Annotated in this window: 17 protein-coding genes; 7 read left to right on the forward strand and 10 right to left on the reverse strand. The window is 68.8% G+C overall.

Translation table 11 applies throughout. The annotated features are described in order from the left end of the window. Window positions 1–154: 154 nt before the first annotated feature. Window positions 155–1,021, forward strand: coding sequence for a ferritin family protein (locus AAW51_RS01535; protein ID WP_047193217.1), 867 nt, complete (start codon window positions 155–157; stop codon window positions 1,019–1,021). A 134-nt stretch (window positions 1,022–1,155) separates the two neighbouring features. Here the strand turns inward: AAW51_RS01535 and AAW51_RS01540 are convergent, their stop codons facing one another. Then, window positions 1,156–1,800 (reverse strand): glutathione S-transferase family protein, encoded by a 645-nt coding sequence (locus AAW51_RS01540; protein WP_047193218.1) that lies wholly within the window; start codon window positions 1,798–1,800, stop codon window positions 1,156–1,158. Window positions 1,801–1,932: 132 nt separating this feature from the next. On the opposite strand from AAW51_RS01540, the gene AAW51_RS01545 reads away from it, so the two are divergent. Both AAW51_RS01545 and AAW51_RS01550 read left to right on the forward strand, forming a co-directional pair. Continuing rightward, window positions 1,933–2,337 (forward strand): VOC family protein, encoded by a 405-nt coding sequence (locus AAW51_RS01545; RefSeq protein WP_047193219.1) that lies wholly within the window; start codon window positions 1,933–1,935, stop codon window positions 2,335–2,337. Next, window positions 2,337–2,561 (forward strand): hypothetical protein, encoded by a 225-nt coding sequence (locus tag AAW51_RS01550; RefSeq protein ID WP_047193220.1) that lies wholly within the window; start codon window positions 2,337–2,339, stop codon window positions 2,559–2,561. The genes AAW51_RS01545 and AAW51_RS01550 overlap by 1 nt, the downstream gene beginning before the upstream one ends. 17 nt (window positions 2,562–2,578) lie before the next feature. Here the strand turns inward: AAW51_RS01550 and AAW51_RS01555 are convergent, their stop codons facing one another. Further along, a complete protein-coding gene (locus tag AAW51_RS01555) occupies window positions 2,579–3,199 on the reverse strand; it encodes a rhomboid family protein (protein ID WP_053013238.1) in 621 nt (206 codons plus the stop codon). A gap of 28 nt (window positions 3,200–3,227) precedes the next feature. Then, window positions 3,228–5,978 carry a bifunctional [glutamate--ammonia ligase]-adenylyl-L-tyrosine phosphorylase/[glutamate--ammonia-ligase] adenylyltransferase gene (gene glnE, locus AAW51_RS01560; RefSeq protein ID WP_047193221.1) on the reverse strand — a complete coding sequence of 917 codons (2,751 nt, stop codon included), beginning with the start codon at window positions 5,976–5,978 and terminating at the stop codon, window positions 3,228–3,230. Between the two features lie 85 nt (window positions 5,979–6,063). Here glnE and AAW51_RS01565 point away from each other — a divergent pair, with 85 nt between their 5' ends. Both AAW51_RS01565 and AAW51_RS01570 read left to right on the forward strand, forming a co-directional pair. Further along, entirely contained in the window at window positions 6,064–10,266 is a 4,203-nt protein-coding gene (locus tag AAW51_RS01565; RefSeq protein WP_047193222.1) for a YhdP family protein, read from the forward strand. A gap of 96 nt (window positions 10,267–10,362) precedes the next feature. Continuing rightward, window positions 10,363–11,190: a carbon-nitrogen hydrolase family protein gene (locus AAW51_RS01570; RefSeq protein WP_047193223.1), complete on the forward strand. Its 828-nt coding sequence runs from the start codon at window positions 10,363–10,365 to the stop codon at window positions 11,188–11,190. 3 nt (window positions 11,191–11,193) lie between these two features. On the opposite strand, the gene AAW51_RS01575 is transcribed toward AAW51_RS01570, so the two are convergent. The 5 genes from AAW51_RS01575 to AAW51_RS01590 form a co-directional block, all read right to left on the reverse strand. Continuing rightward, window positions 11,194–11,589, reverse strand: coding sequence for an ElaB/YgaM/YqjD family protein (locus AAW51_RS01575; protein ID WP_047193224.1), 396 nt, complete (start codon window positions 11,587–11,589; stop codon window positions 11,194–11,196). 189 nt (window positions 11,590–11,778) lie between these two features. Then, window positions 11,779–12,225, reverse strand: a complete 447-nt coding sequence (locus AAW51_RS01580) for a response regulator (protein ID WP_238947725.1) — start codon at window positions 12,223–12,225, stop codon at window positions 11,779–11,781. A 160-nt stretch (window positions 12,226–12,385) separates the two neighbouring features. Further along, window positions 12,386–13,024 carry a response regulator gene (locus tag AAW51_RS01585; protein WP_047193226.1) on the reverse strand — a complete coding sequence of 213 codons (639 nt, stop codon included), beginning with the start codon at window positions 13,022–13,024 and terminating at the stop codon, window positions 12,386–12,388. A 228-nt stretch (window positions 13,025–13,252) separates the two neighbouring features. Beyond that, the gene (locus AAW51_RS27725) at window positions 13,253–13,405 is read right to left on the reverse strand and encodes an entericidin A/B family lipoprotein (RefSeq protein WP_053013240.1); all 153 of its coding nucleotides are present in this window, start codon (window positions 13,403–13,405) and stop codon (window positions 13,253–13,255) included. Between the two features lie 172 nt (window positions 13,406–13,577). After that, window positions 13,578–13,745, reverse strand: coding sequence for a DUF1328 domain-containing protein (locus AAW51_RS01590; protein ID WP_047197264.1), 168 nt, complete (start codon window positions 13,743–13,745; stop codon window positions 13,578–13,580). A gap of 215 nt (window positions 13,746–13,960) precedes the next feature. Here AAW51_RS01590 and AAW51_RS01595 point away from each other — a divergent pair, with 215 nt between their 5' ends. After that, on the forward strand, window positions 13,961–15,460 hold the full coding sequence (locus AAW51_RS01595; protein WP_053013242.1) for a sensor histidine kinase: 1,500 nt from the start codon (window positions 13,961–13,963) through the stop codon (window positions 15,458–15,460). Between the two features lie 80 nt (window positions 15,461–15,540). On the opposite strand, the gene AAW51_RS01600 is transcribed toward AAW51_RS01595, so the two are convergent. Both AAW51_RS01600 and AAW51_RS01605 read right to left on the reverse strand, forming a co-directional pair. Further along, window positions 15,541–16,719: an FAD-dependent monooxygenase gene (locus AAW51_RS01600; RefSeq protein ID WP_047197266.1), complete on the reverse strand. Its 1,179-nt coding sequence runs from the start codon at window positions 16,717–16,719 to the stop codon at window positions 15,541–15,543. Between the two features lie 112 nt (window positions 16,720–16,831). Next, on the reverse strand, window positions 16,832–18,223 hold the full coding sequence (locus AAW51_RS01605) for an aminopeptidase P N-terminal domain-containing protein (RefSeq protein ID WP_047193227.1): 1,392 nt from the start codon (window positions 18,221–18,223) through the stop codon (window positions 16,832–16,834). Window positions 18,224–18,353: 130 nt separating this feature from the next. Between AAW51_RS01605 and AAW51_RS01610 the strand changes: the two genes are divergently transcribed. Further along, window positions 18,354–19,325 carry a potassium channel beta subunit family protein gene (locus AAW51_RS01610; RefSeq protein WP_047193228.1) on the forward strand — a complete coding sequence of 324 codons (972 nt, stop codon included), beginning with the start codon at window positions 18,354–18,356 and terminating at the stop codon, window positions 19,323–19,325. Window positions 19,326–19,343: the final 18 nt, after the last annotated feature.

Consider the following 19,343-nt stretch of genomic DNA (forward strand, 5'->3'; position numbering starts at 1 on the left):
CCGCAGCCGGAACGGGCACGATTTCCGCTGAGGTGCCAGGGATAGACCAGAGGCCGACCGGCGCCCCGCGCGGTGATCCTCCATCCGCCCACTGCCGCTCACGGTCGTCCGTGACCCCGTCCACCTCACTTGCCGCTGCACAACAGGAATGCCCATGCTGTATCCCGAGCTCTTCAAGCAACTGGAAGCCGTCCGCTGGAACATGGACCGGGACATTCCATGGGACCGTTTCGATGCCTCCATGCTCAGCGAGGAGCAGGCACAAACCATCAAGATGAACGCCATCACGGAGTGGGCGGCCTTGCCCGCGACCGAGATGTTCCTGCGCGACAACCGTGAAGACAGCGACTTCTCTGCGTTCATGAGCGTCTGGTTCTTCGAGGAGCAGAAACACTCGCTGGTGCTGATGGAATACCTGCGTCGCTTCCGCCCCGACCTCGTGCCGAGCGAGCAGGAACTGCACGAGGTGCGCTTCGAGTTCGACCCGGCTCCGGCGCTCGAGACCCTGATGCTGCATTTCTGCGGCGAGATCAGGCTCAACCACTGGTACCGGCGCGCCGCCGAATGGCACACGGAGCCGGTGATCAAGGCCATTTACGAAACCCTCGCGCGCGACGAAGCGCGGCATGGCGGAGCCTACTTGCGCTACATGAAGCGCGCCATCGCCCGTTTTGGTGATGAAGCCAAGGCGGCGTTCGCCAAGGTCGGCGTGCTGATGGCCAGTGCGCGACGCACGGCGCAGGCCTTGCATCCCACCAACCTGCACGTCAACGAAAAGCTGTTCCCCCGCGACACCATCCAGAGCCGTTTGCCCAATCCCGAGTGGCTGGAACACTGGCTGGACAAGCAGATCCAGTTCGATTCCGTCTGGGAAAACAAGGTGGTCGAGCGCATCCTGCACAACATGAGCTTGCTGATGGAGCACAGCTTCAAGAGCGTTCAGGAATTGAACCGCTACCGCAAGCAGGTGACGGCCCAACTGGGCGCTGCCGGTCTGGGCGGCAAGCCGCAATCGGCTTGAGGCGAGCGCGGTGCGTGGTTCGCACCGCGGCGAGCAATGCTGATGAGAAAAGCGCCGCATGCGGCGCTTTTTTTCTGTCCGGCGCGGGCGTCTGAAGGACACCCGGGGCCGGCGGAGTGCGGCCCGCGCTTTATTTACTTCGCCGCGCTGCGGGCCTGGTCGGCCTTGCGATCGGCCGTCACCTTCTGTGCGCTGGGCCGTTCGCCGACCAGCTTGACGTAGCCCTTCCAGTCGATGCCGTGCTCGACCAGCAGGTCGACACCGTAGACCGCCTTGGTGGCCATCGACAACAAGGGCAGGTGCACAAATGCGCTGCAATCGGCCTGGGTGAAGGTGTCGCCTGCCACGTAAGGGGCGAACTTGGCCAGTTGCTTGAAGCCGACCAGGTGCTTGTCGAGCAGCTTGCGCACGCGGGCCTGCTGGCCTTCGCTGACGCTGCCGCCGAAGAAGGCTTGCGGGTACAGGTCGCGGACGACCAGTTCGAGGTGCAGGTCGAGGAAGGTGGTCAGCTCCCGTACCTTGGCGGCGGCCCACGGGTCGGACGGCAGCAGCGCCGGGGTCGGCCAACGCGCCTCGATGTAGTCGAGGATGGCCTGGCTTTCGCAAAGTGGCCCGTGCTCGGTGCGGATGAACGGCACCTTGCCCAGTGGCGAGTCGCCCAGGATCTCGGGCAGCCCGGTCGCCACCCGGTATTCTTCGAAGGGCACGCCCTTTTCGAGCAGTGCGAGTTTGACCTTGTTGTAGTAGTTCGAGAGCGTGAATCCGCACAGTGTCAACATGCTGGTCTCCTGTCGTGGTCGAGTCGATCTCGGGCGAGTCTACGTGGCGCGCCCATCTCCTGCCTGTTGCCCCCGCGACAACAAGAGCGCCTCGCATAATGCCGTTCGCATCCACTCCTTGCCGGCGTCGACATGAAACCCAAGCTCAGCCTCGTCACCCTCGGCGTGCGGGACCTCGCCCGTGCGCGCGCCTTCTATGAAACCGGGCTGGGCTGGCCGGCCCTGTCGCACAGCAACGAGCAGGTCGCCTTCTTCGAGGTGGGCGAGCGGCTGTGCCTGTCGCTGTTCGGCTGGGACGCCTTGGCCGAGGACGCCGGCGTGCCGGCCACCGGCGAGGGGTTCCGGGGCTTCAGCCTGGCCCACAACGTCGCCTCGCCGGCAGAAGTCGATGCGGTGCTGGCGCAGGCGGTCGTCGCCGGCGCGCGGCTGGTCAAGGCGGGACAGCCGGTTTTCTGGGGCGGCTACAGCGGCTACTTCCGTGACCCCGAGGGGGTGCTGTGGGAAGTTGCGCACAACCCCTATATGGATCTCACCTGATGGTCCTCGAGATCCTGTTCATCGGCGGGTTGTTGGGTCTCGGCCTGGTGGCGCTCCTGACCGGGCATCCGGTGGGCGCGCTGGTCTGTGGTGGGCTGGCGCTGTTGATGATCTGGTGGACTCGCCGTCGCCGCCCGCATCGTCGTCGCCACCGCGACGATGGTGAGGCGGGTGGCGGTGATTGGGAACTGCCGAGCTTGAGCGGTCTGGACGCTGACGACTGACGGCCGCCCGCTCGCCCTCAGCCCGACGTCGCCGGGAACCGTCGCAGCCGCCGCCACCCGAGCGCGACCAGTGCCGCTCCGCTGCCCGCCACCGCACCGGTGGCATGAGAGATCACGGCGACCGGGAAGCCCCAGCCGGGGTGCTCCTGGAGCGGAGCCACCCAGAAGTTCTCGCTGTGCAACTTGAAGGTCAGGCCTGCCGCCAGCGCTGCGCCGAGCAAACGCTGCCGGCGCACCGGCATCGCCAGCATGAACACCGCGGCCACGGCGGCGCCGGCATGCAGCACGCCCGACAGGCCGCCGTAGCGCATCAAGCCTGGCGCGAGCACCAGGCTGAGATGGGTCAGGGGCCATGCCGACAGCCAGGCCACCGCGGCCGCAGGCGGCAAGGCCACCGCACGGCCGAGCAGGGCCAGCAGCAGCAGGCCGGCCGCATTCGCCAGCAGGTGCAGGACCGACAGGTGCACGGCCACCGGCGTGAACCAGCGGGCCGGTTGCCCGGCCGTCTCGCGTGTCCACGCCAGGGTGTCGGGGGGGAGCGCCAGGCCGACCAGTGCCAGCACCGCGAGCAACGACGCCACCGCCTGCCAGGCTCGGCCCTGAGGCTGCGGCACAGCGGCACGCGGCGGCGGGGTCACGGTCCGGCCTCGCATGCCGGCGAGGTCGTCAGCCCCCGAACACCGCGCGCCACAGCGTCTGCACCGCGGTGCGTTGCGCCGTCCAGGACTCGGGCGGGAACTGCGTGGCCTGCTCGTCCAGCCGCGCGCCGTGTTGGGCACGGCGCAGGTCGCGGTAGGCATCGGCGGCCGCCGTCCCGACGCCGGCGGGCAGCAGCCCCGCCGCTTCGGCACGTTGCAGCAGGGCGATGTTGCCGACGTTGTCGTGCAGCTCGGGATGCGTGGCGCCATGGGCCAGCACCAGGTACTGCACGCTGAACTCGACGTCGACCATCGCACCCGGGCTGTACTTGACATCGAAACGATCGCCCTTGACCGGGTGCGCGTCGCGCACCTTCTCGCGCATCGATGTGATCTCGGCTTTCAGGGCCTGATGGTCGCGGGGCGCCGCAATGACGCTGCGCCGCACGGCCTCGAAACGAGAGGCGATGCGCGCATCGCCGGCACAGAACCGGGCGCGGGTGATCGCCTGGTGTTCCCAGGTCCAGGCCGTGTTGCTGCCGCGCCCGCTCTGGTAGGCCTCGAAGGCCTTCAGCGACGTGACCAGCAGCCCCGAGTTGCCGTTCGGCCGCAAGGCGGTGTCGATCTCGAACAGCTCGCCGGCCGAAGTGCGCAGCGTCAGCCAGGTGATCAGCTTGCGGGCGAAGGCGGCATAGGCCTCGGGCGCGCGTTCGTCGTCGTCATCGAACAGGAACACGACGTCGAGGTCGCTGCCGTAGCCCAGCTCCTTGCCGCCCAGCTTGCCATAGGCGATGACGGCGAAGCAGGGCCGCTCGGTGTGGCGCTGTTTCAAGTGCGCCCAGGCCCAGCGCATCGTGCAGTCGACCGTCGCGTCGGCCAGCAGCGACAGGTCGTCGGCCACCTGTTCGACGCTGATGTGCCCTTCGACGTCGCGCACCAGCGTGCGGAACACCTCCGCGTGATGCGCGCGGCGCAGCGTGTCGAGCAACGCCTCCTCGTCGGCCTGCCCTGAGCGGGCCCAGGCGTCGTGGCGTTGTTCAAGGTCGCGCACGAAACCGTCGGGCTCGAAGCGGGTGTAGATCAAACGGGGATCGGCGAGTTCGTCGATCACCCCGGGGTGCCGCATCAGGTAGCGCATCGGCCAGCGTGCCAGCCCGAGCAGGCGCAGCAGCCGGTGGTGCACTTCCTGGCGTTCGAGCAGCAAGGCGACATAACTCTCGCGCCTCAGCAGTGGCTCGACCCAATCGACGAAACGCACCGCCGCATCGATCGAGCACACCTTCTGGTCGACGGCCTGGGCCGACCTCAGGATCAGCTTGCCCAAACGCGATTTCGTCTCGTCGCGCAGCGCCCTGACGCGCGGCTGGTCCAGCCAGGGGCGCACCCGCTCGGCCAGCGCGGCCGGCAACTTCTCGAGCAAGGCCTCGCTGTCGAGCGCCGGCGTGGGCTGCCCGCAGGCGCGGCAGCCGCCCGGCTTGGGCGCTTGCCCGTCATGCAACAAGGCGTCGAACTCGAGCGCGACGAATTCGCGCGTTTCGCCCAGGCGTTCGAACAGTTCGCACGTGTCTTCGGTGCACCGCAGCCCCAGGCTGCGGGCGATCCAGCCCAGGTCCCCGTCGACAGTCGGCAGCAAATGGGTCTGCTGGTCGTCGAGGTACTGGATGCGGTGTTCGAGGCGGCGCAAGAAGGTGTAGGCCTCGGCCAGCTTGGCGGCCGTCTCGGGCTTCATCACGCCGACTGCGCTCAGCCGCTCAAGTGCCTTCAAGGTGGAGCGGGTGCGGATTTCGGGGTACTGGCCCCCGCGCACGACCTGCAGCAACTGCACGATGAACTCGATCTCGCGGATGCCGCCGCGCGACAGCTTGACGTCGTTGGCCCGCTCGGGCCGGCCCGCGGCGCGCCGCTGCGCTTCGTCGCGCACCCTGCGGTGCAGCACGCGCAGCCCTTCGAACACGCCGTAGTCCAGGTAGCGTCGGAACACGAAGGGAATGACGACGTCGCGCAGCTGCAGCGCGCGGCCCGACGTGACGGAGGCGCGCGGCGCCACGATCCGGCTTTTCAGCCAGGCAAACCGCTCCCATTCACGCCCCTGCACCAGGAAGTACTCTTCCAGCATCGCCAGGCTCACCACCGGCGGGCCGGAGTTGCCGTTGGGGCGCAAGGCCAGGTCGACCCGGAACACGAAGCCGTCCTCGGTGGTTTCGCCGATCAGGCCGTAGAGCGAGCGCGCGACCTGCGAGAAGTACTCGTGCGCACTGATGCGCCCGGTGCCGTCGGCGCGCCCCGCGGTCGAGCCGTCGTCTTCATAGACATAGATGAGGTCGATGTCGGATGACACGTTCAGCTCGCGCCCGCCGAGCTTGCCCATGCCCACCACCCAGAAGTCGATACGCTCACCCGCCTCGTTGAGAGGCGCGCCGTGGCGCTCGTCCTGTTCGGCGAAGGCGGCGACCAGGGCCCGGTCCAGCGTCACTTCGGCCAGCTCGGTCATCGCGCGTGCCACGTCGGTCATCGGCGCATCGGCCTCGATGTCGAGCGTGGCCAGCCGCTCCAGCGTCAGCTGCCGCGCGATCCGTAAGGCAGCGGGCAGCGGCCTGCCTTGGGCCGACAAGGTATCGATCAGCGCGCCGATACGTTCGCGGTCCGGCATGCCGGGCGGCAGCAGGCCCAGTTGCTCGGCGTAGCGACGTCGAACGCGTTGTACGAAGCGTGAATGCTCGGCCGGCGCTTGAGGCGCTTGGCCGGCATCGACGGGGGCGACATCTTCAGGGAAACCCATAGCTTTGCTCCGGGTCTATGCTAGATTGGCCGCGCCTTTTTGTAGGGGCTGGCTCGAGTACCACCCCTGTCCTCGCGAAGTCTTCATGCCGTTTCTTCCCTCCCCGGCCTTGCTGGCGCCTACGTGGCGCCATCTGCGCACCCTCGTACGCGTGACCGCAAGCCTGGTGTTGTTGGCGTGGAGCCTGCTTCTTGTCGGCTGGCTCGTTTTGCACTGGGCGATTCTGCCGCGAATCGCGGAGTGGCGCCCGACGATAGAACGCATCGCCACTCGATCGCTGGGGGTCGCGGTTCAAATCGGTGACATCCGTGTCGAATCTCACGGCTGGGTGCCCACCGTGAGACTGCGCGACGTGGTGGTGCGGGGGCCGGATGGGCGCGAGGCCTTGCGCCTGGCACGCGTCGACGCGTCGTTGTCGCCGACCTCGCTGCTGCCGTGGCGGCCCCAGTTTGAGCAGCTGCTGCTCGAGGCGCCGAGCCTGGAGGTGCGGCGTGATGCCGCGGGGCGTGTGTTCGTGGCCGGGCTCGAGATGCGCGGCGGCGGTGCGGAAGACGGCAACACCGCCGCGGCCGACTGGTTCTTCAGTCAGCAGGAGTTTGCGATCCGTCACGGCCGGGTGCGCTGGGTCGATGAACAACGCCAGGCCCCGCCGCTGCAACTCGACGACGTGGACCTGGTGATCCGCAACGGTTCACGCCTGGGCTCGCGCCGGCACCATTGGCGCCTCGACGCGACGCCGCCGCCGGACTGGGGCCGCCGCTTCACGTTGCGCGGGCGCTTCACGCACGGCCTGCTGGCGCGCGCCGGCGACGTCGGGCGATGGAGCGGCAGTGCCTACGCCGAGTTGCCGCAGGCCGACGTGCAGCGGCTGCGTCGCCATGCCGACCTGCCGATCGACCTGCAGCAGGGGGCCGGGGCGGTGCGCGTGTGGGCCGATCTGCAGCGCGGCGAGTTGACGGCACTCACCGCTGACCTGGCGCTGCGGTCGGTCGACGTGCGCCTGGGCCCCGATCTGCAGCCCCTGGTGCTGGAACAGCTCACCGGGCGCGTGTCGGGCCAGCGACAGGATCATGGCTGGGCCTTCGCGGCGCAGCGGCTGGCCTTTCGCACCGGGGACCAACAAGTGTGGCCGGCGTCGAACGGCACCATGCGCTGGCAGCGCCCTTCGCGCGGTCGCGCCGGCGACGGCGAACTGCGGGCCGACCGGCTCGACCTGGCCATCCTGGCGCAACTGGCCGGCAGCCTGCCCGTCGGTGCGCCGCTGCGGGCCCGGCTCGCCGAGTTGCGCCCGCAAGGGCAGGTGACGGGCTTGCATCTGCGCTGGCAAGGCGACGCCCAGTCGCCGTCGGCGTACCAGGCGCAAGGCCGCGTCGCCCGGCTGCACCTGGCCGCCGAACCGCTCGGGCCCACAGCCGCGACCGGCGGTCACCCGGGCCGTCCGGGCGTGGCAGGGGCCGAGGTCGAGTTCAAGCTGAGCGACCGGGGCGGCCAGGCCCAACTGAGCTTGAACCAGGGGCAGCTCAGCTTTCCCGGTGTGTTCGAAGACCCTGTGATCGGCTTCGACCAGCTGTCGGCTTCGCTCGAATGGCGCATCGAGCGGCGGCAGGCGGCGGCAGGCGCTGCTGCTGCTGCTGCGGCACCACCACCGCCGCAACTCGAGCTGCGCCTGCGCGAGGCACAGTTTGCCAATGCCGACGCCGCGGGCCGACTGAAGGCGACCTGGCGCACCGGTGAGGGTGGGGGCGGCCAGCGTGCGCGCCGGCTGCCGGGGGTGCTCGACCTGCAAGGCAACCTGACCCGCGCCGATGCGACGCGCGTCTGGCGCTACCTGCCGCTAGGCCTCGGCGCTCCCGTGCGGGACTACGTGCGGCATGCGGTGGTGGCCGGCGGCGCGAGCGGCGTCGACTTCCTCGTCAAGGGCGACCTGGGCCGCTTTCCGTTCCACGATGCGCGGGAGGGCCAGTTCCGCATCGCGGCGCAGATCGACGACGCCACCTTTGCCTATGTCCCGCCCGAGGCGGGGCAGCCGGCGGCCTGGCCCGCCTTCACGCAGCTCAGCGGCCGTTTGATCTTCGATCGCACCGCAATGGAAATCCGCGAGGCGCGTGCGCGGGTGTTCGGCGTCGAGTTGACCCAAGTGCGCGGCGGTATTGCCAACCTGTATGCCGGCTCGGTGCTCGCACTCGACGGACAGGCGCGCGGCCCACTGCCCGATGCGCTGCGATTCATCAACGAAACGCCCATCGGCGACTGGACCGGCAAGGCGTTGGCAAGGGCCAGCGGCAGCGGCGAGCTGCAGCTGAAGCTGGGCCTGCAGATGCCGCTGCACGATCTCGACAAGACCGCGGTCAAGGGGACCGTGACGCTGCCGGGCAACGAGTTGCAGATCCACCCCGACACGCCGCCGCTGACCCAGGCGCGTGCGACGCTTCAGTTCACCGAGCAGGGCTTCACCATCCCGGCCGCCACCGCACGCTTGTTCGGCGGTGACGCCAGTTTCCACGGCGGCACCCAAAAGGACGGCACCTTGCGCTTTGCCGGTCAGGGCACGGCCACTGCCGAAGGCTTGCGCCGGGCGCAAGAGCCCAGCTGGTTGCCCTATCTGGGCGAGCACCTGAGCGGCCAGGCGGCCTATCAGCTCGGGCTCTCGGTGGTGCGCGGGCATCCCCAGCTCGAGATCACCAGCTCGCTGTCCGGCATGGGCATCGCGCTGCCAGCGCCGCTGCAGAAGCCGGCAGCGGCCAGCTGGCCGCTGCGCGTGCAGACCACCGCGCTCGCCCCCGCAGCACCTGCCGCCGCCGAAGGCCCGATGCGCGACCGGCTCACGGTCGACGTCGGCGACGTGCTGCATCTGCGCTACGACCGCGAAACCGCCGCCGACGGCGCTTCGACACGTGTCGTCGCCGGCGGCATTGGCGTCAACCACGCCGCACCTGAGCCCGACAGCGGTGTGGTCGCGCTGATCCAGCACCCGAACCTCGACCTCGACGCCTGGCGCGCTGCCGCTGCCGGGCTCACCGGTGCGGGCGCCGCGCCGGCGGGCGGCGGTGGGGCGGCCGGGTCGGGCGACGCGGCGGCGGGGTACGCGCCGACCTTGGTGTCCTTGCGCGCGCAAGAGCTCAACGTCGACCAGCGCCGCCTGACCCATGTGGTGGCCGGCCTGTCGCAGCAGGCCGATGGTGGCTGGCGGGCCAATGTGCATGCCGACCAGCTCGACGGTTATCTCGAATACCGGCTGCCGCGGGGGTCGCGTGGCGAGGCGGGCGGGCGGGTGGTGGCGCGGCTGTCGCGCCTGTCGCTGCCCGAGAGCGCGGCGCGCGACGTCGAGGACCTGCTGGAACAGCAGCCCGGCGACCTGCCCGCGCTCGACATCGTCGTCAACGATTTCGACTTGCACGGCATCCGTCTCGGCCGCGTGGAAGTGGAAGCCAGCAACCGGCTCACCGGCGAGATACGCGAATGGCGGCTGGAGCGCCTGGCGCTGGTGAACCCCGACGGCCGGCTCGACGCGACCGGCCATTGGCAGGGCGTGGCGGGCAGCACGGCACGCCGGCGAGCCGTGATCGACTTCCAGCTCGACATGGCCGACAGCGGCCGGCTCCTCGAACGCTTCGGGCTCGGGCAGGTGGTGCGCGGCGGCAAAGGTCGGCTCGACGGCGAGATCAGCTGGCTGGGTTCGCCGCTGGCACTCGACTATCCCAGCCTGAACGGACAGTTCAACGTCGAAGTCAACAAGGGCCAGTTCCTCAAGGCCGAACCGGGCATCGCCAAGCTGGCCGGCATCTTGAGCCTGCAGTCGCTGCCACGGCGATTGACACTCGACTTTCGCGATGTCTTCCAGGAAGGGTTCGCCTTCGATGCCTTCACCGGTGACGTCAAGATCGAGCAGGGCGTCGCCTCGAGCAACAACCTGCGGCTGCGCGGGGTCACCGCGGCCGTGTTGATGGAAGGGCGCGCGGATATCGCACGTGAAACGCAAGACCTGCGCGTGGTGGTGGTGCCCGAAATCAACGCAGGCACCGCGTCGCTGGCCTATGCCGCGATCAACCCGGCGGTCGGGCTCGGCACCTTTCTGGCTCAGTGGTTCCTCCGCAAACCGCTGATGCAGGCGGGCACGCGGGAATTCCGGGTCACCGGTCCGTGGGCCGAGCCCAAGGTCGAGCCGGTGCAACGGCGGCCGCTGCAGCCCTTGCCCGCGGGGGCGGCCGGCGCCGTCTCGTGGCAGCAGCCCGCCGCGGTCGTCGAAGCGGCGCGTGCCGATGCGCCTGCCCTGGCGGCTGGGCCTTGACAGAGCGGGCCGCTTGGCTCGGCAGTCGAGCGCGCCGCCGGCGACGCGGCCTTGCTGCTACGCTGCCGTTCAGCCCACCCCTTCCAGGACAACGCCATGAAGATCGCTGCCTTGCAAATGGTCTCCTCGTGTTCGCTACCGGACAACCTGGCGCGTGCGCGCGCCTTGATCGCGGCTGCGGCCGAGGCCGGCGCACGCCTGGTGGCCTTGCCCGAGAACTTCGCCTTCATGGGCCGCGACGACCGCGACAAGCTCGGCCTCGCCGAGCCGTTCGGTGACGGTCCGGCGCAGGCCATGCTGAGCGAGGCGGCCCGGCAGCATGGGTTGTGGGTGGTGGGTGGCTCCATCGCGGTCGCGACCGATGACCCCGAGCGGGTCGGCAACACGACGCTGGTCTATGACCCGCAAGGCGAGTGTGTGGCCCGCTACGACAAGATCCACCTGTTTTGTTTCGACGACGTCACCGCACAAGGTGCGCGCCGCTACGACGAGGCGCTGGTGTTGCGCGCCGGCGAGACGCCGACGGCCTTCGAGATGAGCGTGGACGGGCAGGCGTGGCGGGTGGGCTTGAGCATCTGCTACGACCTGCGCTTTCCGGAGCTGTACCGTCGGTTGATGACACCGCCTTGCGACCTGATCCTGGTGCCGTCTGCCTTCACCTACACCACCGGCCGTGTGCACTGGGAGTTGTTGCTGCGCGCTCGTGCGGTCGAAAACCAGTGCTACGTGATGGCGCCCGCGCAGGGCGGCGTGCATGAAAACGGCCGGCGCACCTGGGGCCACAGTCTGATCGCCGACGCATGGGGCGAGGTGATCGCCTCGCACGACGAGGGCGAGGCGGTGGTGGTGGCCGACCTCGACCGCGACCACCTGGCACAGGTGCGCCAGCGCTTGCCGGCCTTGTCACACCGCCGGCTGGTCTGAAACTCAGCGGCGCCGGGAGGCGAGGAAGCCGATCAAGGCACCCGCGATCAGGGCCACGGTGGCCACTTTCCACGGCTCTTCGTGCACATAGTCGTTGGTCGCGCTGGCGGTGTGCCGCACCCGCTGGCCGATGCCATGGCTGGCGTCGGCGACGGCCTCGCTGACCCGGTACAACGAGCTTTGCAGCCGTTCCTTCAACGCTTTGACATCGGGGGCGTCGCCCATTCTCGGATTCGACACCAGCTCCTCTACGTCGGCCTGCAGGCCGGCCCACTCGCGCTGCAGTGCGGAGGCACGCCGCTTCGTCGGCCACGCACTCGCACCCGGGTCCGCCATGCCACGCACACCGTCATGGTTGAGTTCGTCCGAAGATGGGTCTCCATAGGTATAGCTGGGCATGTCGGTCTCCTGTGCTGCTGCGATCGTCACGGCGAGGGTTCAGGCAGCGCGCGGCCGCGCCGCCGGCCCTCGCGGCTGTACAACAAAAGATGTTAGGCAGGTGGTGACAACCGGATGGTCGGACGAGCGCTGCTCGCCGTGTCAGTCGTGTCCGACACGCTGCACCATCGCGACGGTGCCGGGCGACCATCAGGCGCTTGGCGTGGGCGAGCGCAGCGCCTCCAGGGCCTGCGCCACCCGGTCGAACTCGTTCGACTTGTCGAAGAAGTGGTGTGCTCCGAGCGCCAGGCAGCGCTCGCGGATCGGGCGGGTGCTGGTGTTGGTGAGCACCAGCGTGAGCGGCCGCGGTTCCCGGCTCGACAGGGCCCGCAACACCGCGAAGCCGTTGCCTTCGCGCAGCTGGAGATCGACCACCACCGCGTCGAAGCGGTGCTGCTGCAGGGCGGCCAAGGCTTCCGCTTCGGTCTCGGCTTCGGCGCTGACTTCGAAACCTTCGCAGCTGGCGATCAGGTCGAGCAGACGTTCGCGGATCAGCCGCGAGTCTTCGATGACCATCACTTGCAGGCGGCGCCCGCCTTGCTGATCAGGCGCAAGGGCGGACGACGCTGTATCACGGGTGGAGACCGACGCACTCATCACGCAACGACTCGCTCTCTCTCTCTGCTCTGGAACCACTCCTAGCTTGGGTTGGAGAGTAGCGGCCGCCCCGGCCGATGTCTGTAGGCCGTTACCCGACGGTGCACCAAAGCGTTGCAGCCGCGCGACCCGCGCGGCGCATCGGCTGGCTTCGATCTCGCTATTGAATCAAGCCGTTCTTGACAGCGTAGTAGGTCAGTTCGGCGTTGCTGCCCAGTTGCAGCTTCTCGAGCAGGCGGCTGCGGTAGGTGCTCACCGTCTTCACACTGATGAACAATTCATCGGCGATCTGTGTGACCGACATGCCGCTTGCGAGCTTGCACAACACCTGGAATTCGCGCTCCGACAAGTCTTGGTGGGCCGGGCCGGCGCCTGGCTGGTCGAGCCGGCTGGCCACCAGGTCGGCGGCGGTGGGGCTGAGGTAGCGGCGGCCCTGCAGCACGACCCGGATCGCACGCAGGATCTCGTCGACGTCGGCGTCCTTCTTCAGGTACCCGTTGGCGCCGGCGCGCAGCAAGTTGATGGCGTACTGTTCTTCGGGGAACGCGCTGACGATCAGCACCGGGATGTCGCCGAGGTGGGTGCGGATGAGCCGGAGCGTGTCGACACCGGTGCGGTCGGGCAGCGAAATGTCGAGCAGCACGAGATCCCAGTTGCCCTCACGCAGCAATGCCAGCGCCTCGGCGCTCGTGGCCGCTTCGCCCGCGACATGAAGGTCGGGCTCGGCGTCGATCAACTGCTTGAGGCCGGCCCGGACGATCTGGTGATCGTCTGCCAGCAGGATGCGTTTGCGCTCCATTTGAACCGCGAAGAGTGACTGCGAGAAGTCTGGCACAGCGCGGCCAAGGGCGTCAAAGGCCGGCTCCCGGCGCGCTGCTTGTACAGAGTGCGGGGAGGGGACGTAAAAAAGGAAGGCGGTGCAGGGCACTCGCCTTCCAGAACCGCTAAGACGTCAGCGTCGGCAGGTAAAGAAGGAGACCTGAGCGGTGAGCGTCTCACGCACCCGGGGCGCGTGAGACGCAAGTCTTTACATTTTTTTCTTGGTGTCCTCGGCTGAGTCCTGCAGTTTTTCGCCACCGCGTTCGACGTCCTTGCCGACGCCCTCGACGGTATTGCAGGCGCTCATGGTGAAGGTTGCGGCCAGCACCGCGGACAGCAAAGTCAAAAGTCGGGTCTTCATCACGTCCTCCTGAGTTGTGAATCTCGGTACCACATAAGTCTGGAATCGCGGTCCTCTTGGGTCTTCCCTGGGTGGGAGAGCTGTTGCACGGCACCGCGCACACCGGCGACAGCTTGCAGGTAACGCGGCGATCGGCATGAACGAGTGCCTCGACGCTTCGCCGCAGCGGGCACTACCCGCCGCGTTTGAACAGGCCGATCAGGAACGAGATCACCGTCAGCGCGACAAACACGAAGAACAGGATCTTGGCGATACCGGCGGCGCCTGCGGCGATGCCGCCGAAACCGAACAAGGCCGCGACCAGTGCGATCACGAAGAACACGGCTGCGTAATAGAGCATGGACACCTCCTCTTGTGTCTCGGGCTCGATGCCCTGATGGAAGGACACACCTCGATGTGATGGCTTCATGGTAGAAAGGCCTGGGGTCTGCCTCTGTAGGCTCGTCCCACGCGACGATGTCGGAAGCGTCTTACGTTTGAAGTACTGCCGTGAATTCGGTCCCTACCCCCCCTCCCCCTAACCCACGACCTCCACGACCCTCGCGCTGGCACACGGTGCTCGCGCGTTTGCAGGCCGCCCGCGAAGAGGTCGAAGCCGCAGCCGCACGCTCGGGACAGGTGCCGGCCACGCTGTTGCGGCGACTCGCGGTGTTGAAGCTAGCGGTGCCGATCACGTTGATCCTCGGCAGCGCGATGTTGTGGGTGACCGAGCAAGGCTACCAACGGCTCGAGCGCATGTACGCCGACCTGAAGACCTCGCGGACCTTCACGCGCGAACTCAACAACCTGTCCTTCCTCGCGGCACGTGTCGACGCCACGCGCGCCGAATACCTGCTCGCCCGCGGCACCGACAACCTGGCCCGCCACCAAGGGGCGCTGCGCGAGATCGTCGTCACGCGTGAGCGGCTGGTCGGCAGCGCCGAGAGCAGCCTCGCGGTGGCCGAGATGGAGACGGTGTTGCGCTACATCGAAGCCGAGCGAGCCGAGTTGCAGCGCCTCGAAGCCTTGCAGCCCGGTGCGCCGCCTCAGCAGGTGGATGCCCAGCTGCGACCCAACCCGGTCGCCGATGGCACTTTGCGCGAAGCGCTGGGACGGCTGGTCGCGCATGAGCGTCAGCGACTCGACGTCGCCGAGGAGGCGGCCGCCACCGAGGTGCGCCGCCAGCGCTGGTGGTCGCTGCTGTCGATAGCCTTCGGCGTGTTGTTGCTGATCCTGCTGTTCCAGACCTACCGGACCGAACTCGACGAAGAGCAGCGCATGGCGCAGCGTCTGCACGAAGAGCGCGACCGGCTGGAACGCGCGGTGCGCGAGCGCACCCGTGAACTGTCCGAGCTGGCGACCCACTTGCAGCATCTGGCCGAACAGGAGAAGGCCCGCCTGGCGCGCGAACTGCACGACGAACTGGGTGCCATCCTCACCGCCAGCAAGATGGACGTCGGCATGCTGTTGCGCCGCCAGCTCGAGCCGAAAGAAGCCGCGGTGGAAAGCCTGCGGCGCCTGCAAGACACGCTGGAGCGCGGTGTCCAACTCAAGCGCCGCGTGATCGAAGGGCTGGTGCCCACCACCTTGCGCAATCTCGGGCTGACCGCCGCCCTCGAGGTGCTCGCCGAGGAGGTCGAGGCCATGTCCGGCCTGCGCATCGAACGCCAGCTGCCCGAAGACCTGGAGTGCGATGGCGACCGCAGCATCGCCGTCTACCGCATCGTCCAGGAAGCGCTGACCAACGTGCAGAAGCATGCGCGGGCGAGCCGCGTACAGCTGGCCATCGAGGTGCGCGAGGAGACGCTGCACCTGCAGCTCGCCGACGACGGCGTGGGCATCACGCCGGCCGGCATGCGCAAGCTGAAGAGCCACGGGTTGCGCGGCATCAAGCACCGGGTCGATGCCTTCCACGGTCGGTTCCACATCGGCGCCGGCCCGCAGGGGGGTACCGTGCTGCACGTCGAGCTGCCGCTCAAGGACGTGCCGGAAGACGAGATCGACACCAGCGGCGACGATGGCCGCGGTCGCCCTGCGATGACCGCCGGGGTCGGCACGGCCTCCCGAGCGGCCTGACGTCACCGGCCCGGGGCACGCGGGGTCGACGCAAAGCCGTGGCCCTCGCCGACACGACGGCCTGAGGGTCGCGGCGCGGCTCAGCGCCGCCCGAACATCATCTGCCGCGCCAACATCGACTTGGCGGGCCCGAGCCGCTGCAAGGCGGCCAGGCCCAGACCACGCGCGGTGCCGAGGCCCGGCCAGCGCCAGGTGAAACTGCGTGCGAGGAAGTCGGTCGTCGCGATGGTGCCCCAGCGGTCCGGCGCACGCTTCAGCTCGAGGCGGCGCAAGGCGCCGTCGACCGACTCGCTGCGACCGAGCTGCCGGACCAGTTCGAACGCATCGCGCAGCCCCAGGTTGAGGCCCTGGCCCGCCACCGGATGCAGCGTCTGTGCCGCATTGCCGATGCGCACCACCCGGCCCTGCACGAGGGTACGCTCGGCGTTGAGGCCGAGCCCGAAACGTTTGAGCGGCGTGATGCCGGTGACCCGCCCGGCCGCCGGATGGAACAGGTGATTGAGCACCGCGACGCGCTGTGTGTCGTCGAGCGAGGCCACCGGGTCCTCCTCGCTCGGCACGCACCAGATCAGCGCCGCGCGACCGGGGCCGAGCGGCAGCAAGGCGGCGGGCCCGTCCGGGGTGAAGCGTTCGAAGGCCATGCCGCCGGGCATGCCCTCGAGCGTGACCTGGCCCACCCACGCGGTCTGCCCATAGTCGTGCGCCAGCGCCTTGCGGGATTGCTCGGCGAACACGCCGCCTTCGGCGACGATGGCGAGGTCGAAGCGCTCGGCGATGTCGGCGTCGACTTCGACCGCACGGTCGAGCGGCTTCAACGACGCCACCTTGGTGCCGAAACGGCTCACGAGCCGCCCCGGTGCTGCGGCGCACGCCTCCAGCCAGGCCTGCTGCAGCGGCGCCACCAGCGCCCCGTAGCTCAGCACGGCGCCGAGCATCGGCACCCGTTCGGCGGCGGCGTCGATGCGCACCGTCGGCTCGCTCCAGCGCCCCGCCAGCGCGCCCGGCTGCTGCTGCGACACATGCACCGAGACGATCGGGTGCGCCACCTGCGACGGCCAGCGGCCCAGGCGCTGCAGCAGCTGCACGCTGCCGAGCGACAAGGCCAGCGTGCGCGGGTCGGCCGAGACGTCCTGCTCGACGCTGCGCGTGTCGAACACCGTCAGGCGGGCGCTCGGCAGCTCGCGCTGCGCCAGCAGCGCCAGGGCCAGCCCGGCCGGGCCGGCGCCGACGACGGCGATGTTCAGATCAGCAGCGGACATGCGTTCCTCCGGGTCCTCGTCTTGGCGGTCGTGCATTATCGAAGCGGGCCGGCGCGGCGCGTCGCGCCCTGGCGCTGGTGGTGCGAGCGCCGCAACGCGCTCTCATCGGGGCTCATGCGTCTCGCATCAAGGCCTCGATCTCGTCGGCGGCCACCGGCACGTCGCGCGTCAGCAGCTCGCGGCCCTGCGGCGTCACCACCACGTCGTCTTCGATGCGGATGCCCAGGTGCCAATAGCGCTCGGGCACCCCTTCGGCCGGCCGCACGTAGAGACCCGGCTCGACCGTGACCACCATGCCCGGCTGCAGGATGCGCGACGGCTTCTTGACCACCCGGCCGCCCATGCCGTCCGGCTGTTCGACCGGCGCTTCGTCGTCCTGCAGGTAGTTGCCGACGTCGTGCACGTCCATGCCGATCCAGTGCCCGGTGCCGTGCATGTAGAACTGCCGGTAGCTCGCCTTGTCGATCACGTCATCGACGCTGCCGTGCTGGTCGGCGTTCAGCAGGCCCACCTCGAGCAGGCCCTGCGAGAGCACCCGCAATGCTGATTGGTGCGCATCGCGCTGGCGCGCGCCCGGCCGGGTGGCGTCGATCGCGGCCGCCTGGGCCGCCAGCACGATGTCGTACAGCTCGCGTTGCGCCGGGCTGAAGCGCCCGTCGACCGGGAAGGTGCGGGTGATGTCGCTGGCGTAGCCGTCCAGTTCGCAGCCGGCGTCGATCAAACACAGCTCGCCGGGTTTGAGCGGCGTGTCGCCGGCGGCATAGTGCAGCACGCAGGCGTTGGCGCCGGCCGCCACGATGCTCGGATAGGCCGGCGCCTGCGAGCCGTGGCGGCGAAACTCGTGCAGCAACTCGGCTTCGAGATGGTATTCGCGCCAGATCTTGCCGCCGCCCTCGCGCATCCAGCGCGCGCTTTGCTGCATGGCGCGCGCATGCGCGCGCGCCGAGATGGTGCCGGCGCGGCGCATCGTGGCCAGCTCGCCGCTGTCCTTGATCAACCGCATCTCGTCGAGCAGACGCGTCAGGTCGTGCAAGGCGGTGGGCGCCGCGACCCCCCGGCGCTCCCAGGCCCGCACCTGGGCCAGCCAGGTTTCCACCCGGTGCTCCAACCCGCTGTGCACCCCGAACGGGAACCACACCGACGCCTGATTGCCCAGCAGCCGCGGCAGTTGTTCGTCGAGCGCCTCCACCGGCCACGCGGCGTCGACCCCCAACGCGCCTGGCGCCGCCTCCGGACCCAGACGGTAGCCGTCCCAGATCTCGCGTTCGGCGTCCTTCGGGCGGCAGAACAGCGTGCTGTGGCCGGACGCGTCGATCACCAGCCAGCTGTCCGGCTCGGCGAAGCCGGTCAGGTAATAGAAGTAGCTGTCGTGCCGAAAGGGGTAGGTGGTGTCGCGGTTGCGCAGGCGCTCGGGGGCGGTGGGCAGCAGTGCGGCGCCGCCGCCGGCGTCGCGTAGGGCCGCGCTGACGCGCTCGCGGCGTTGGGCATAAGTTGAGCGATCCATAAGGGATGCAATCAGCCAGTAGTCTGCGCAGTCTATCGCCGCGGCAGCGCGGCGGTTGCGCTTTCGAAGGCCGCCGTGCGGGGGCCTCTTTTCCTTCCTGCTTCCTTCCTTCCAAGAAAGAGACGATGCGATGCAATACCGCCGCCTTGGCCGCGCAGGCCTGCAAGTCAGCGAGTTGTCCTACGGTTCCTGGGTCACCTACGGCAACCAGATCGACGTCAAGGCTGCACGCGAGTGCATGGCGGCCGCCTTCGATGCCGGCGTGAACTTCTTCGACAACGCGGAGGTGTATGCCGGCGGGCAAAGCGAGGTGGTGATGGGCGAGGCGCTCAAGGCCCTGGGCTGGCCGCGCATGAGCTACGTCGTGTCGACCAAGTTCTACTGGGGTTTGTCGGAAGGGCCGAACCAGAAGAACACGCTGAACCGCAAGTACTTGATGCAGGCGGTCGACGGCTCGCTGAAGCGATTGCAGCTGGACCACGTCGACCTCGTGTATTGCCACCGCCCCGACCCGGCCACGCCGCTCGAGGAAACGGTTTGGGCCATGAGCGACATGATCCGGCAGGGCAAGGCGCTCTATTGGGGCACCAGCGAGTGGAGCGCCGACGAGATCCGCGCGGCCTGGGAGATCGCGGAGCGCCACCACCTGCACAAGCCGGTGGTCGAACAGCCGCAATACCATCTGTTCCACCGCCGCCGCGTCGAGCAGGAATACGCGCGCCTTTACGACGACATCGGCCTGGGCCTGACCACCTGGAGCCCGCTCGCCTCGGGGCTGTTGACCGGCAAGTACCGCAACGGCATTCCGTCCGACAGCCGGGGCGCGATGGACGGTATGGGCTTCTTGCGCGACCAGCTGACCGATGCGGCTCGCAACGAGGCGGTGGTCCGGCTGCAAGCTCTGGCCGAGGAACTGGGCGCGAGCGTGGCGCAGCTGGCGATTGCATGGTGCGCCAAGAACCCGCGTGTCAGCAGCGTGATCACCGGCGCGTCGCGCCTGCGCCAGCTGCAGGACAACCTGAAGGCCGTCGACCTGCTGCCGAAACTCACGCCCGAGGTGCTGGCGCGCATCGACGATGCGAGCCGCGGTCTGGCGCGCTGAGTCGACGCGCCACCAGGT

Source organism: Caldimonas brevitalea (assembly GCF_001017435.1).
Lineage (GTDB): Bacteria > Pseudomonadota > Gammaproteobacteria > Burkholderiales > Burkholderiaceae_C > Caldimonas > Caldimonas brevitalea.

Bases quoted from the DNA above. Each gene is read 5' to 3' on its own strand.
- AAW51_RS01550 (WP_047193220.1), top strand. From the start codon at position 2,337: ATGGTCCTCGAGATCCTGTTCATCGGCGGGTTGTTGGGTCTCGGCCTG.
- AAW51_RS01580 (WP_238947725.1), bottom strand. From the start codon at position 12,225: ATGAGTGCGTCGGTCTCCACCCGTGATACAGCGTCGTCCGCCCTTGCG.
- AAW51_RS01540 (WP_047193218.1), bottom strand. From the start codon at position 1,800: ATGTTGACACTGTGCGGATTCACGCTCTCGAACTACTACAACAAGGTC.
- AAW51_RS27725 (WP_053013240.1), bottom strand. From the start codon at position 13,405: ATGAAGACCCGACTTTTGACTTTGCTGTCCGCGGTGCTGGCCGCAACC.
- AAW51_RS01605 (WP_047193227.1), bottom strand. From the start codon at position 18,223: ATGGATCGCTCAACTTATGCCCAACGCCGCGAGCGCGTCAGCGCGGCC.
- AAW51_RS01585 (WP_047193226.1), bottom strand. From the start codon at position 13,024: ATGGAGCGCAAACGCATCCTGCTGGCAGACGATCACCAGATCGTCCGG.
- AAW51_RS01565 (WP_047193222.1), top strand. From the start codon at position 6,064: ATGCCGTTTCTTCCCTCCCCGGCCTTGCTGGCGCCTACGTGGCGCCAT.
- AAW51_RS01535 (WP_047193217.1), top strand. From the start codon at position 155: ATGCTGTATCCCGAGCTCTTCAAGCAACTGGAAGCCGTCCGCTGGAAC.
- glnE (WP_047193221.1), bottom strand. From the start codon at position 5,978: ATGGGTTTCCCTGAAGATGTCGCCCCCGTCGATGCCGGCCAAGCGCCT.
- AAW51_RS01575 (WP_047193224.1), bottom strand. From the start codon at position 11,589: ATGCCCAGCTATACCTATGGAGACCCATCTTCGGACGAACTCAACCAT.
- AAW51_RS01545 (WP_047193219.1), top strand. From the start codon at position 1,933: ATGAAACCCAAGCTCAGCCTCGTCACCCTCGGCGTGCGGGACCTCGCC.
- AAW51_RS01590 (WP_047197264.1), bottom strand. From the start codon at position 13,745: ATGCTCTATTACGCAGCCGTGTTCTTCGTGATCGCACTGGTCGCGGCC.
- AAW51_RS01570 (WP_047193223.1), top strand. From the start codon at position 10,363: ATGAAGATCGCTGCCTTGCAAATGGTCTCCTCGTGTTCGCTACCGGAC.
- AAW51_RS01600 (WP_047197266.1), bottom strand. From the start codon at position 16,719: ATGTCCGCTGCTGATCTGAACATCGCCGTCGTCGGCGCCGGCCCGGCC.
- AAW51_RS01610 (WP_047193228.1), top strand. From the start codon at position 18,354: ATGCAATACCGCCGCCTTGGCCGCGCAGGCCTGCAAGTCAGCGAGTTG.